Origin of the sequence: Marinomonas atlantica, from assembly GCF_001639725.1 — a bacterium.
Lineage (GTDB): Bacteria > Pseudomonadota > Gammaproteobacteria > Pseudomonadales > Marinomonadaceae > Marinomonas > Marinomonas atlantica.
Window position 1 is genome coordinate 329,120 of the sequence record NZ_LTAW01000004.1, and the last position, 12,959, is coordinate 342,078.

The following is a 12,959-nucleotide window of genomic DNA, read 5'->3' on the forward strand; positions in this document are numbered from 1 at the left end:
TCCTAGTTGATTGTCGGGATGTAATCCGCGGCTTTAGGCAAGGTGTCGATGATGCCGTGATCAAACATAAATTGAGCGTAATGATCGTAGCGCGCTAGATCCACCGCCGATGGGCGTAACGCGAAACGTGTCAGGGTGTCTTCCCATGCCTTAGCATTTAATTCATTATCTAACGTGTCTGGCGAGTAGGATACAAACTCATTCCACGCAGCATCAGGATGATTCACAATGTAAGTCGTGGCTTTTTCAATTGCGCTGTTGAAGGCTTTAATCGTGGCTTTATCGTAGGTATTACTGTTAGCGACGAAGACCAGTTCATCATAGCTTGGCACACCGTGTTCCTCTGGATAAAACGCCGTGGCTTGGTAGCCTTCTAATTCCAGTTGATTGCTTTCAAAATTGCGCAGCCCGCCCCAAATAGCGTCTACTTTGCCTGAGGCTAAAGATGCTGACAAAGACCAGCCCACATTGATGATTTCGACTTTATCGTAAGCAACGCCATGGTGCTTAAGCATGGTTCCTACCGTCGCTTCTTCTGTACCCGCAATCGCAATACCAATCTTTTTGCCATTTAAGTCAGCAGGCGACTCAATACCACTTTTGTCCATTACAATCAGTGTATTCAAGGGGGTTGCCACAAGTGTCGCTGAACGAATCAAAGGCAGACCCGCGGCAACGTCAATGGTCAGTGTTGGCTGATACGAAATCGCCATGTCGACTTTACCTGCTGCAACAAGCTTAGGTGGCATACTAGGATCAGCAGGCTCTTGTATGGAGACCTCAAGGCCTTGTTCAGCAAAGTAACCCTTCTCATGTGCGATCACGATCGGACCATGGTTTGGGTTCACGAACCAATCCAGCATCAGAGACAACTCATGATCAGCGGCAAAACTTGGGCTAATCATAGATGCGGCAATGGCCGATGAAGCGGTGATGCGAAGTAAAGTTTTCATAAAGTTGTATTGTCCTTGTTAAGCGTGCCAGGGAATAAGTTTTTTAAGAAGCCAGTCGACGCTGAAATACAGCGCGACCGAAAAGAGAGACAAAATAAACAGTGCAGCGAACATCTCGTCGATCATCATGCGAGCATTGGCTTGCAGCATTAGGTAGCCCAGTCCAGCACTAGAACCGACCCATTCACCGACCACTGCGCCGATGGGGGCAATGACCACTGCAACGCGCAATCCTGAACCAAGTGCAGGTAAGGCGGCAGGTAACTGAATATGCCAAAGGCGTCGCCAACGATTGGCGCCTAAGGTGTGCGCTAAATCCAAATAGCCTTGTGGTGTACTGCGTAACCCGTCATAGCAACAAGTGGTCACAGGGAAAAAGATAATAATGGCGGCCATGGCGACTTTTGAGGCGATGCCATAATCCAGCCAGAGCATCAAAATAGGCGCGATGGCAAACACCGGAATTGCCTGACTGGCGATCAAAATAGGCAGCAACCAGCGCCTAACCGGCGTAAACAGCAGCATTTGTAAGGCAAAGAATAAGCCGATGGATACACCGAGCAGCAGACCAATCAAAATCTCTTGTGCTGTCACCCAAGTGTGCTTTAACAAAACTGGGTAGCGCTCGGTCAGCACGTCAAAGACCGACAAAGGAGTTGGTAAGATAAAATTGGGCAGATCCCATAATGTGATTGCCCCTTGCCACAGCACGAGCAGTACCGAAATCGACAACAGTGCTTGCCACACCTTTTTAAACCATGAACCTCGTCGCGTAGAAGCTGATACAGGCGCTTTTGTCAGTACATCAAGCATGGTCAACCTCTAAGCGTTTCAGTATTTGTTCTTGCAGTTGCGCTGTGTCTGAGTCTAATTGTCTTGGTGGTTGAGTGGATAATGTCGGTAGGGAGCGGGCTCTGGCAGGATTACCTTCAAAAACATACAGCTGATGACCTAAGCGAACTGCTTCTTGAGGATCGTGCGTCACCAGCACTACGGTTTTGTGTTGCAGTAATTCAAACGACAATGTTTGCAGCTTGTGTCGTGTTACCGCATCCAATGCAGAAAAGGGCTCATCCATTAACACTACAGGCTGGTCTTGCATCAGCGTACGAGCTAATGCCACACGTTGGCGCATACCGCCTGACAGGGTTTGTGGCAATGCTTGAGCATTTTCAGACATGCCTACTTGCTCAAGTAAACGCAGTGCTTGGTCGCGAATAACTTGCGTAACGGGTTTGCCTTTTAAACGATAACCCACGCAGACGTTGTCCAGCACGCTTAACCATGGCAACAGTAAATCCTGTTGCGCCATGTAAGCGATTCGGCCAGCTAATGGCTGACCGTCACTGGTTAGAATCTCGCCGTGCCAATGGGCGTCCTCTAGCAATCCAGCCAGCTTACGCAGCACCGACGTTTTGCCACAACCGCTACGGCCGAGTAAACAGGTCCACTGATTAGCAGGGAAAGAGAGACTTAAATCCTGTAATACAGGTTCAGTAATGTGTCCATAGGCCAGCTGTGCATGCTGGATTTTAATAGCAAAGGCGTCTGTCATTATGAACGCTGCGCAAACGAGTAGAAGTGATGAACCGGACCATGGCCTTGACCAATGTCTAGCTGATCCGCGTGGGTAATGGCTAGGCTGATGTACTCTTTTGCTTGTTGAGTCGCGCTGGGTAAGTCAAACCCTTGAGCTAAAAACGAGGCCAGCGCAGACGACAATGTACAGCCCGTGCCATGGGTGTTTTTCGTTTCAATTCGAGGACTGGCGTAAGAAATCATTTGTTCTTGAGTAATCAGCCAGTCAACGCTTTTTATGGTGTCGGTTAAATGCCCGCCCTTGAGCAACACCGCTGCGGTCGGCAGTAATTGCAACGCTGGAATCAAGGCTAATGCGTCTTCTTGGCTCGTTGGCGTTTCGCAGCCTAACAGTGCCGCGGATTCAGGTAGATTCGGAGTGATGACCGTCACCAACGGCAGTAGCTCAGTTTTAAGCGTTTCAATGGCGCTGTCTTGCAACAGCATATCGCCACTGGTCGCCACCATCACGGGATCAAGCACAACTTGCTTAGGCTGGTATTGGCGCAATTTCTTAGCCACCACTTTAATGATGTCAGAATCGGCCAACATGCCAATTTTCACGGCTTGAATATTAAGGTCGGTAAACACTGCATCAAGCTGAGCTTCGATATGCGCGAGCGGAATAGGGTGGACATCGGTGACGCCGAGGGTGTTCTGTGCAGTAGTCGCAGTAATGACGGTGCAGGCGTAACCACCTGTCGCAGAAATGGCTTTAATATCGGCTTGGATACCCGCGCCGCCGCCACTGTCGGAACCAGCGATGCTAAGTGTAATAGGTGTGCTCATGTTTATTCCTCTACGGCGTAAAGGAACAGGTATGAGAGCTAGAGAAGATCACGAGTGACGGGCGTCAAACGGATTTAAGATCACTACCTATAGTTCCCTACGCCAGTGTTAACTGAATCAGGTTCAACGGGTCTCGCTTCAGCGATCTCAGCATTTCTGCCCCCCGACTATATGTAAAAGATACTACCAGCTCTTTCGCAAGGACACTAGACAATCATCATCGCACCGCGACCGCGACTCCAACAAATAAAGTCTCTTATCAAGGCAGAATCATCTTTCGTACGACCCGATTTTATAGGTGATAGGGGGCAAATCAGATGCCAGATTGTTAGCAACTCACCCCGCTTCGCTTCAATGTTCGTGGAAGAGAGAATTCATGCATTCAATTCGCTTGCGCAATGTCTCATGCTTCGACGCGTCAGCGCGAATCAAATACATGAAGTCTCTCATCAAGGCAGAATCGCCTTATGTAAGCTGAATCAGGTGATTTATGCTCTAATATACTGTTACTTATCTTGGCGATGTATCTGAGAGCCAAGTGACAGAACGGCTTCGCGTCATGCTGCCATGGGACAATGGCAGTTAGCATTAGCGCTCAGTGAGGTCAGGGTATAAAAATAGATCAGATCATAAAGTCTGAGGGAAGCGCTTGCCTTGCTTGTTAAATCACGCTACAAAAGAGCCAATAAAGAACCAACATAGCGGCGATCAAAGATGATCTGAAGCGGCATAGTCCAAACAGACTTTGGTATTAAGCGAGTTATTAAACAGGGACGTCCCACCATGAAAAAAGCAAATCCCCTATATAGACAACGCAGCCGTTCAACAGTGGGTTATAGCCGCAGCTACGCTGCCGTATAACCCTTAATTGTTAAATGTACAGCGAGCTTTGATGAAATTGCTATGAAACCAGACTTTGACATGGATGACCCTAGGGTTAAGTTTGCTATTGAATCACATAGAAAACAAATGGAAAAAGCATTAAGCGTTTCCCAGACAGTTGAAGATTCAGTTCTGCCGATTTATTGGACTTTAAGGTCGGAAACTAAGCCTGAGCAGGTAGGGTCAGGTGTAGTGGTTACTATAAAAGATGAGTTCTTTGTATTTTCTGCATCCCACGTATTTGATGATATTGGGGGGTTCCAGCTTCTGTTAGGTACTGGAGAGGGTAGTAAGTTAGCTTCGTTGTCGGGGGAAAGGTTCAGTAGTAAGAAAGGGCCCTCTGGCACTCATTCTGATGATCCTATTGATGCTTCAGTTTTCCATATCCAATCAGGCCTTACGGAAAAGATAAAATCCATAGCAATATCACTTAATGATTTAGATCTAGATCAGCCGGATGAGTCAAGATCAGTGCATATGGCTGTTGGATTTAGAGTCAAAAAATCGAATACGGATGGCAATCAAGTAAAAGCAAAAAGGGAGTGCTTTCCTTCTATTGAGTATGGGATCGACGAATACTCAATTTTGGGAATTGATCGGAAAACTCACATTGCGCTTGCTTATGAAAATCAAGTTCTTATGGGAGGGAGCTGGCAAACATCTCCAACTCCAAAGGGGGTTAGTGGCGGAGCTATAGTTAAAATTCAAGGTGTGGAAATGTTGCCTCCATTTTCAATAAAATCCAATGCAAAGCAGCTTTTATCCGCTATAACTATTGAGCAAAGAAGGGAGAAGGCAGGTAAGCCCGGAGTTATTATAGGTACGCGTATCGGTGTTCATTTAGGGCTCATTCATACCTATTTGCCAGGACTTTTGGATATTTAGTAGAGCATTTAACAAGCGCAAGCACTCGGACCAACTTTCCGCTGCGCTTCAAGTCGCCCGGTGTTGCGGACGTTAGCTGCAAGAAGGATAACCATGATTCTATACAAGTATGTGTCGCATGACGCAGGTATGAAGATTCTTCAAAATGGATCGGTTGGCTTTACGCAGCCCTGCCATTTTAATGATCCTTTTGAAGTAGAAGCCTCATACCCTTCAAGCGAAGGAAGCAGCCAAATAGAAGTTATGTTGAATGGCATTCGAAACGGGGCAAAAAAGAGTATTTGGAAGGAAAATACAGGTGTGCTTTCCTTGACAAGACAGCCGCTCAATCCTCTCATGTGGGCACATTACGGAGACGAACACAAAGGAATGGTCGTTGGAATTGATTCTTCAATTAGTGAATTTACATGTGAAGATACAAACTTTGTTCCTATTCAATATGGCAGTGTGATCTACACCAACATAAAGCCAGATTCTCCATTTTTAAGTAAACCAACGGAGCCTATTGAAGTTGGTGGCACATTTCATTTTCCGAAGGGACAGCTTGAGCGTTTACAGCGCATGTTTCTCTACAAGCCTGCATGTTGGGCATATGAGGAGGAAGTGCGAGTGGCAAAGTGTCTAAAGGGTATCGAAACCAACCGCTCGATTAAAAGTGGCACATTCACCACTATTGATGTCGGTGGTCGACCTTTATACCTGCTGGGTTTACCGAAAGGTGCAATAAAAGAAGTATATATTGGAGTACGTTCTGAGTTTCTAGATGCTGATAAGGCTTTAGATTTAGTAAAAAGTATTCGCAACGATCAACCCCAAGCAAATGTGTATGGGTGCAAAATCAGTAATAGCTCTTGGGCGCTGGATAGTTTCGAACTAGAGACGGCAGCTAACAATGCATTGCAGCGGACAAGCCGCTGAATGCGGCGTTAGCTGGGTCAGAAAATTAGCCCTGCGCAACTTACCCTCTATTATTCAATATGATCCAGCACCTTATTTAACTGGTCACTGGACCATAATAATGACTTAGAATCATTCCTGGCTGCATTTAGCTGCTGGCCAGAATTCATTTTAATCAGCTTCCTGGTAGTACTTACAACTGTGGCTTGATGTATCTTGGTCGCTATATCTAAATCGCGTTCTCGAAGCGTCTTGTCTGTAAATACGTGAACTTTGGTATCATTTACTGCTGTCATATTTTGCACCCTACAAAGTAGTTGATTGCTGTAGGTTTAAGATTCAAACCTGATTGGTTTTTGCACTATATCATTGTTGTGGATTGCTTGCAATTTACTTATATTAACCTTATGGCATTCTTAAGTGATTGTTGTGGCAGTCTTGTAGTGCTTTGCGTTAATCTTAGTGTTATTATCCTATCGAAAATACGCTGCGGTCTTCGATGGTGGTTAAGGTAGAGTCAAGTTATGAACAAAAATGATTTTTATTATGCTCAAGACGTTGTTGCATCATTCAAACAGTGCATCATTAGCAACATTTTTAGCACAGGACTCCAAGTTCAGCGTTTTCAAATCCGTTTTGAAGATATTAAGCATGCAACAAACAGAGTTAGACTTAGCCCTGCGATAATTGATGGATACTTAGAGTTTCTAGGACAGCAAGGGATTGAAGCTTTTTCTGATGGGGTCTTTAGTATTATGTGTGAAGTTGACTTGACGCGTACTTATTTAACTCCTGCCGAAGCGGAAAGCATATCTAGCAATATGAACGCTTACTACACTAGAATTGCTTACGAACAAAGCAGCTAACAAGGCCATGCAATCTGACTCCGCAACCTGTCACGCTTTGTGCGTGCCGCACAAAGACGCGCCAGGTTGCTACGCAGTTGATAGCGGCGTTAGGGGCACGCAATAGTTAGTTCCGAGTATTAAGGAAAAAAATGAAACTCGAAAAACATATATTTCGGTCAGCGTCTTTTGTTGAACTGATCGACGAGGCGGTTGAGTTTATGATCAATACGCCGGTTGAAAATCTGCCACCAGAGGATAGATTTAGTGGTGGAGGGGTATACGCCCTGTATTACAAAGGAGAGTTTCCTCAATATAAGAAGATCTTTGAGGAAAACCCAAGTCTACCTATTTATGTAGGCAAGGCAGTCTTGCCCGGCTGGAGACAAGGGAGAGGTAGTATCAAAGAAAACGATCCAGCTTTGTATCGGAGATTAAGTGAGCATTCTAGAAGCATCCATTCAGCTCGGAATTTAGAATTGAGCGATTTTTCATGTCGGTTTGTTGTCTTACAGGGGCAAGAGGTTAACCTTATCAGTACTGTAGAAGCGGCTTTGACTAGGAAGTACAATCCCCTATGGAACTCTCATATAGACGGTTTTGGGAACCACGATCCTGGTAAGGGCCGATATGAGCAGGCGAAATCTGAATGGGATGTGCTACACCCTGGAAGGCTTTGGGCTGATCGTTTAAAAGGCGAACCACCAAATGAAAACAAGATCGAAGAAAAAATAGGCAGCTATCATGTTAAAGAATGAACTTAATTCTGTTGAGCTATTCTCTGGTGCGGGAGGTTTAGCTCTAGGTCTCGCGAAAAGTGGGTTTAGGCATGAAATGCTTGTGGAATTTAATCGTGATGCGGTCGATACACTGCTCAAAAATCATGATGAGGGTCAAGCCCAAATTAAAAACTGGGACATAAGACATGATGATGTACACAATATCTCTTTCAAAAAATTTAAAGGGAAATTGTCAGTTGTCGCTGGTGGCCCACCTTGTCAACCATTTTCACTGGGTGGTAAACATAAAGCTTTTACAGACAATCGAGATATGTTCCCCCAAGCTGTCCGAGCTGTAAGAGAATCCAGACCAGATTCTTTTATTTTTGAAAACGTCAAAGGACTGCTAAGAAAAAACTTTAGTACATATTTTGAGTATATTATTTTACAGCTGACTTATCCAAATATAACTAAAACAGAAATGGAATCTTGGCAGGATCATTTGTCTCGACTTGAGGAAACTCATACAAAAGGGACCTATAGGGGCTTGAAGTACAATGTGGTATTCAGGTTGCTTAACGCTGCTGATTATGGAGTACCACAAAAAAGAGAGCGAGTTTTTATTGTCGGGTTTCGTAACGATCTTAATATCGAATGGAGTTTTCCAAAAGCTACCCATTCTCAAGATGCTTTGTTATGGGATCAATGGGTTACTGGTAATTATTGGGAGCGTTTGAATATTCCTAAAACAGATCGCCCAATACTAAACCAAAAACAAGAACAAATTTCTGCACGGCTCCAAAAAAAATATGGCCTTTTTCAGCCCGAAGAAAAGCCTTGGTTAACTGTTAGAGAAGCCATACAAGACTTACCCTCACCAAAAAAGAAAAACGAATTTAATAATCATGAGTTTAGGGATGGGGCAAAATCATATCCGGGCCATACAGGTAGTGCCATTGACGAACCCTCTAAAACTTTAAAGGCTGGTGATCATGGTGTTCCTGGGGGGGAAAACATGATTCGATACAATGATGACTCAATAAGATACTTTACAGTGCGTGAAGCTGCACGAATTCAGACATTTCCTGATGATTACCACATCTCTGGTGTATGGAGCGAATGTATGAGGCAAATAGGAAATGCTGTTCCTGTCACGCTGGCTCAGGTAGTGGCAAACAGTGTCTATCTAGCTCTAGCCCCTAACAAGTCAAAGCACTCGGACGCAGCATAGCTGCGCCGGTGTTTGAGGTGTTAGCCGTACTAAAGATTTGAGTATATGAATAAATATCTAGAAGCTACTGAGTATATAGATTGGGAAAATCCAGCTATATTGACACAAGCAAAAATCCTAGCTGAAGGCTCCACTTCATCAGAGGAGACTACCCGAAAGTGCTTTGAGTTTGTCCGAGATGAAATTAAACATAGCTGGGATTACAAGCTAAATCCCGTTACATACAAAGCGTCAGATGTACTCAATCATGGAACGGGATATTGCTATGCAAAAAGTCACTTGCTAGCAGCACTTCTACGGGCAAACAATATTCCCGCAGGGTTGTGCTATCAACGCTTAACCATTACTGATGTTCCCCCATTTTGCCTGCATGGTCTAAATGCTGTTTATCTCAAGCAGTTTGGTTGGTATCGCTTAGATGCTAGGGGCAACAAACAAGGAGTTTCAGCGGAGTTCTGTCCTCCAATTGAAAAGTTGGCGTTTCCTATAGCTACGCAAGGCGAAGCAGATTTACTGGAAATATGGGAAGAACCATTACCCATAGTGATTCAAGTGCTAAAACAATATAAAACGGTTCAAGACGTTGCTAATAATTTGCCAGATATCGAGCTGGTCGCTGCTAACAAGTCAATCCAGCCGACCGCTAACGCGTCGGCTGATTGAAGCGTTAAACATCTAGGGAAGGTATGTATTTCAGAATAGAACCAGAAGTAGCAGGAGGTTGGGGTGAGGAAACGGAAGCAGATACAACATGCCACCCTCCAAAAATCACAAGTCTAGTATTCGAATTTGAGAGTTGGCTCGGTGACTCGATTGTAACTTCGTTCCCATGCTACTTAGTTACGGAAGATCTGGCTCAGTCGTTAAACCGTGCAAATCTAGATGGCTATGAGCTGGCAAACTGCACAATCATAAAGTCCGATACGTTTAATGAGTTATATCCAAACAAAAAGTTGCCGGATTTTGTATGGCTGCAGGTTGTTGGTAAAGAAGGCGTTGGTGATTTCGGAATCGATAAAGATTTAAAGTTGGTCGTTTCATCTGCAGCGCTTTCAGTCTTACAAGAACACTTTTTAAATGACTGTGAAATTGAAGAAATCAACGTTTAACAAGGCCAGGCACTGCGACGTCTTTTTCGTTGCGGCTGCGCCTTTACTACAAACCCAAGCGTGATTGCGGCGTTAGCTTGAAAAGGAGGTCTGAAAAAATGAACATTATCACTGCAAGCATTAACGACTCTGAAGAGATAGCAAAAATCATAGCAATCTCAAACGGAGATGTTGCTGAAAAGTTCAATATCAATCGACAAAATAACCCCAAACATCCATCGTTCTACGATAAAGAGTGGTTTTTTTCAGATTTTGAAAGAGGAGAAGAGTACTTTCTCTATAGAGAAAATGAAAAAATGGTAGGTTGTGTTGCTTTTGAGCAACCAAACTCTCATGTTGGATATTTGAATAGACTCTCAGTACTGCCAAACAACCGCAAGCAAGGCATTGGTGAAAAATTGGTTGCCCATACGCTTGATTACGCAAAATCTAAAGATGTTGAAGAAATTAGTATTGGTATTATTGCCAAACACGACGTTCTGAAAAACTGGTATCTGCGTCTTGGATTCGTTGAAAGTGGCTTGAAGGAATTCCCGCATTTACCATTCGATGTTTTGTTCATGAAATACAATTTGGCTTAAACTATGAAAAACAAAGAAATTAATTTAATCGTTTTAATTGAAGTGCAACCTGGCAAGGCTGAGGAGCAAATTAATTTATTCAAAAAACTTCAGCCATTAGTTTTAAATGAAAAAGGCTGCATGGAGTATAAACTTAGCAAAGTGGCCGGTAGCGACGTTGAGTTCGTAATCACAGAGCGCTGGGCGTCCTCTGAAGATTTAGCGGCGCATGATTTATCGCCACACATGCAAGAGGCAGATTCAATAACCCCCACATTTAGGGCAAAACCTGCAACCGTTCTGCAATTAAATAAAGTGTGATAGTTTCCAAGCTAACGATGGACTTCACAGGATTCGCTCGCTCTACATTGAGCCCGAGCGTTAGAATTACAGAATATGAAAAGCATAGATAGCCTGTTGGATAAGATTCTCCTGATTGGTATTACGGTGTTGGATGACAATGAAGAATTGATTACTCAGGTCCAAGTTTATGGACCAGTAATCCGAGCAGATGCGGATGGTATTGTAAGTTGCCGCAATCAATTACAAAATGAATTCACTGTTCCTCCTGATTTTGAAAATGTATTTGAGGCGAAACCGGGCGAATATAATCTACGTTCAACTGGCGAAACAGTTATCGATCCAGATTATCTATCATCTTGGACGGTTCACTGTGGTAACCAAGAACAAATTAAACAATATTCAGAAGTCGGGTTCAGTGGCTATCGGAAGCAATAGTTCTAACAAGACCATCATAGAGATTTGGGGTGTCTATGCCACTTTACCTCAAATCTCCACTCTATAAACAATGCCTCATATGGCGGCGTTTGACCAAGGAAGATATAACATGAAATCGGCACTTTTAGTCATAGATGTACAAAATGGAGTTTTTGGATCAACCAACCCACCATATTTATCAGAGAATGTAATTAGCAACATTGAGCAATTACTGAGTCACGCTAGCTCGTCTGAAATTGGGGTTGTATTTATACAGCACGAAATACCAGGGGTATTAGTGCCAGGGAGCGATGCTTGGGAACTGTTTTCAGGCTTAACAATTAATGCTTCCAGCTACAAGGTTCGAAAAAGTACGCCAGATTCGTTCCAGAATACCGATTTAGACGAGTATCTAGACAAAAATGGGGTTGAGCATGTATTTGTATGCGGTTATTCAACAGATTTCTGTATAGATAGAACGGCGTTTAGTGCTGCAACCAAAGGCTATAAAGTTACTTTAGTAGATGACGCCCATACAACTCATGATAAAGCTCATTCAGATGCCTCTTCAATTATCGCTCACCATAGCTTTACTTTGTCTAAGCATCCTAATATTGAGCTTATTTCTACGACAACATTAACTTCGGGCTAACAAAGTCATCAATAGGAGCTGTCAACGCGCGGCGTTTCGAGTTCCAATTAACCGCGGTGGTTGCGTTTGAGTTTAGTGGTAATGCGTTGCCAGCCTCTTAGGTGGGTGTTATGAATTAGGAGGAAATTTCGAGTGGAATACATCATCAGATCTGCTTCAGAATCCGATGCCAACGGTATCAATAAAGTTTCTAAACACCTTGGCTATTCTCGGTTATCCTCCACTGAATCCGTTACAAAACTTCAAGAATTGCTCAATTCCGCTCAAGACCAAGTATTTGTAGCGGAGTGGCAAGGTCAAATTATTGGTTGGCTACATCTTTTCTATGCTAGACGTCTAGCGTCTGACAACTTTTTTGAAATTGGTGGTTTAGTTGTTTCTCCTGAAAATCGTGGTCAGGGTATTGGTCGAGCTTTAGTCCAATATGCTCAAGATGAAAATTTAGGTAAATTCAGAGTACGTTGTAACGAAAAGAGGCATGATGCGCACAAGTTTTACGAAAGCATCGGATTTAATGGCAAGAAGGTTCAGTGTGTGTTTCAAGGGTGCTCGTAACAAAGCATTTAAGGATGATTCCTAACGCTTAACGGTTTTGCTTCGCTCGAAGTATGGGACTTATGCGTCACAGTTTAATGCGGTGTTATATGACAAGTATTAATCCATTGCTGGTGAAAAACCTCGATATCTCATACTGTTAGTCTAAAACTATCTTTCATGAGGTTGCTATGATGAATAAACATAAACACAACAAAGAGAATGCAATCGCTTTTTATAGAACTGCTTACATGGGTGAGCCAGCTAAAGCAGTAGAGTTGTATGTTGGTGATGATTACATCCAGCACAATCCAGTTGTTGCTGATGGTAAGCAGGGCTTTATTGATTACTTTGAAGAAATGTCTCGGGACTATCCAAAAAAGGATATAGAGTTTTTGAGAGTTATTGCTGAAGGTGATCAGGTTGCTTTGCATACAAGGCAAACATGGCCAGCCGGTGAAGAGTACGTAACGATGGACTTTTTCCGTTTTGATTCAAACGGAAAAATAGTCGAACATTGGGATTCAATTCAAGCGGTCCCAAAAGAATCAGCCAACAACAATTCGATGTTTTAATCGTTACGTAACAAGGCGTTTAAGCGGACTTCT

18 protein-coding genes and 1 riboswitch are annotated in these 12,959 nt (G+C 43.6%); of the genes, 13 read left to right on the forward strand and 5 right to left on the reverse strand.

What is annotated here, in order from left to right; genetic code table 11:
• Positions 1 to 2: 2 nt before the first annotated feature.
• From AYW75_RS09085 to thiD, 4 genes are read right to left on the reverse strand one after another with little or no spacing between them, the layout of a single operon-like run.
• Positions 3 to 953, reverse strand: a complete 951-nt coding sequence (locus tag AYW75_RS09085) for an ABC transporter substrate-binding protein (protein ID WP_067098505.1) — start codon at positions 951 to 953, stop codon at positions 3 to 5.
• Positions 954 to 971: 18 nt separating this feature from the next.
• Positions 972 to 1,766 carry an ABC transporter permease gene (locus AYW75_RS09090; protein WP_082856459.1) on the reverse strand — a complete coding sequence of 265 codons (795 nt, stop codon included), beginning with the start codon at positions 1,764 to 1,766 and terminating at the stop codon, positions 972 to 974.
• Positions 1,759 to 2,508 carry an ABC transporter ATP-binding protein gene (locus tag AYW75_RS09095; protein WP_067098508.1) on the reverse strand — a complete coding sequence of 250 codons (750 nt, stop codon included), beginning with the start codon at positions 2,506 to 2,508 and terminating at the stop codon, positions 1,759 to 1,761. The genes AYW75_RS09090 and AYW75_RS09095 overlap by 8 nt, the downstream gene beginning before the upstream one ends.
• Complete coding sequence (thiD, locus tag AYW75_RS09100; RefSeq protein ID WP_067098509.1) at positions 2,508 to 3,320, reverse strand: bifunctional hydroxymethylpyrimidine kinase/phosphomethylpyrimidine kinase; 813 nt, start codon at positions 3,318 to 3,320, stop codon at positions 2,508 to 2,510. Before thiD ends, AYW75_RS09095 begins: the two co-directional genes overlap by 1 nt.
• A gap of 77 nt (positions 3,321 to 3,397) precedes the next feature.
• Positions 3,398 to 3,496: riboswitch (TPP riboswitch) on the reverse strand.
• 727 nt (positions 3,497 to 4,223) lie between these two features.
• Between thiD and AYW75_RS09105 the strand changes: the two genes are divergently transcribed.
• Together AYW75_RS09105 and AYW75_RS09110 are read left to right on the forward strand one after the other, a co-directional pair.
• Positions 4,224 to 5,087, forward strand: a complete 864-nt coding sequence (locus tag AYW75_RS09105) for a hypothetical protein (RefSeq protein WP_067098511.1) — start codon at positions 4,224 to 4,226, stop codon at positions 5,085 to 5,087.
• A gap of 129 nt (positions 5,088 to 5,216) precedes the next feature.
• A complete protein-coding gene (locus tag AYW75_RS09110; RefSeq protein ID WP_197478925.1) occupies positions 5,217 to 6,005 on the forward strand; it encodes a DUF2971 domain-containing protein in 789 nt (262 codons plus the stop codon).
• A 50-nt stretch (positions 6,006 to 6,055) separates the two neighbouring features.
• On the opposite strand, the gene AYW75_RS09115 is transcribed toward AYW75_RS09110, so the two are convergent.
• A complete protein-coding gene (locus tag AYW75_RS09115; RefSeq protein WP_067098519.1) occupies positions 6,056 to 6,280 on the reverse strand; it encodes a hypothetical protein in 225 nt (74 codons plus the stop codon).
• Between the two features lie 228 nt (positions 6,281 to 6,508).
• On the opposite strand from AYW75_RS09115, the gene AYW75_RS09120 reads away from it, so the two are divergent.
• The 11 genes from AYW75_RS09120 to AYW75_RS09170 all read left to right on the forward strand — a co-directional run bounded on the left by AYW75_RS09120 (position 6,509) and on the right by AYW75_RS09170 (position 12,926).
• Positions 6,509 to 6,850, forward strand: a complete 342-nt coding sequence (locus AYW75_RS09120) for a hypothetical protein (protein WP_067098522.1) — start codon at positions 6,509 to 6,511, stop codon at positions 6,848 to 6,850.
• Between the two features lie 131 nt (positions 6,851 to 6,981).
• The gene (locus tag AYW75_RS09125; protein ID WP_156490834.1) at positions 6,982 to 7,587 is read left to right on the forward strand and encodes an Eco29kI family restriction endonuclease; all 606 of its coding nucleotides are present in this window, start codon (positions 6,982 to 6,984) and stop codon (positions 7,585 to 7,587) included.
• Positions 7,574 to 8,779, forward strand: coding sequence for a DNA cytosine methyltransferase (locus AYW75_RS09130; protein WP_067098524.1), 1,206 nt, complete (start codon positions 7,574 to 7,576; stop codon positions 8,777 to 8,779). Before AYW75_RS09125 ends, AYW75_RS09130 begins: the two co-directional genes overlap by 14 nt.
• A gap of 45 nt (positions 8,780 to 8,824) precedes the next feature.
• On the forward strand, positions 8,825 to 9,442 hold the full coding sequence (locus AYW75_RS09135; protein WP_067098526.1) for a transglutaminase-like domain-containing protein: 618 nt from the start codon (positions 8,825 to 8,827) through the stop codon (positions 9,440 to 9,442).
• 23 nt (positions 9,443 to 9,465) lie between these two features.
• Positions 9,466 to 9,888, forward strand: coding sequence for a hypothetical protein (locus AYW75_RS09140; protein WP_067098529.1), 423 nt, complete (start codon positions 9,466 to 9,468; stop codon positions 9,886 to 9,888).
• 98 nt (positions 9,889 to 9,986) lie between these two features.
• Positions 9,987 to 10,469 (forward strand): GNAT family N-acetyltransferase, encoded by a 483-nt coding sequence (locus AYW75_RS09145; protein ID WP_067098531.1) that lies wholly within the window; start codon positions 9,987 to 9,989, stop codon positions 10,467 to 10,469.
• A gap of 3 nt (positions 10,470 to 10,472) precedes the next feature.
• Positions 10,473 to 10,769 carry a putative quinol monooxygenase gene (locus AYW75_RS09150; protein ID WP_067098534.1) on the forward strand — a complete coding sequence of 99 codons (297 nt, stop codon included), beginning with the start codon at positions 10,473 to 10,475 and terminating at the stop codon, positions 10,767 to 10,769.
• 75 nt (positions 10,770 to 10,844) lie between these two features.
• Complete coding sequence (locus tag AYW75_RS09155) at positions 10,845 to 11,186, forward strand: hypothetical protein (RefSeq protein WP_067098537.1); 342 nt, start codon at positions 10,845 to 10,847, stop codon at positions 11,184 to 11,186.
• A 109-nt stretch (positions 11,187 to 11,295) separates the two neighbouring features.
• Positions 11,296 to 11,817: a cysteine hydrolase family protein gene (locus AYW75_RS09160; protein ID WP_067098540.1), complete on the forward strand. Its 522-nt coding sequence runs from the start codon at positions 11,296 to 11,298 to the stop codon at positions 11,815 to 11,817.
• Between the two features lie 132 nt (positions 11,818 to 11,949).
• Positions 11,950 to 12,372, forward strand: coding sequence for a GNAT family N-acetyltransferase (locus AYW75_RS09165; protein ID WP_067098543.1), 423 nt, complete (start codon positions 11,950 to 11,952; stop codon positions 12,370 to 12,372).
• A gap of 170 nt (positions 12,373 to 12,542) precedes the next feature.
• Positions 12,543 to 12,926, forward strand: coding sequence for a nuclear transport factor 2 family protein (locus AYW75_RS09170; protein ID WP_067098545.1), 384 nt, complete (start codon positions 12,543 to 12,545; stop codon positions 12,924 to 12,926).
• Positions 12,927 to 12,959 lie beyond the last annotated feature (33 nt).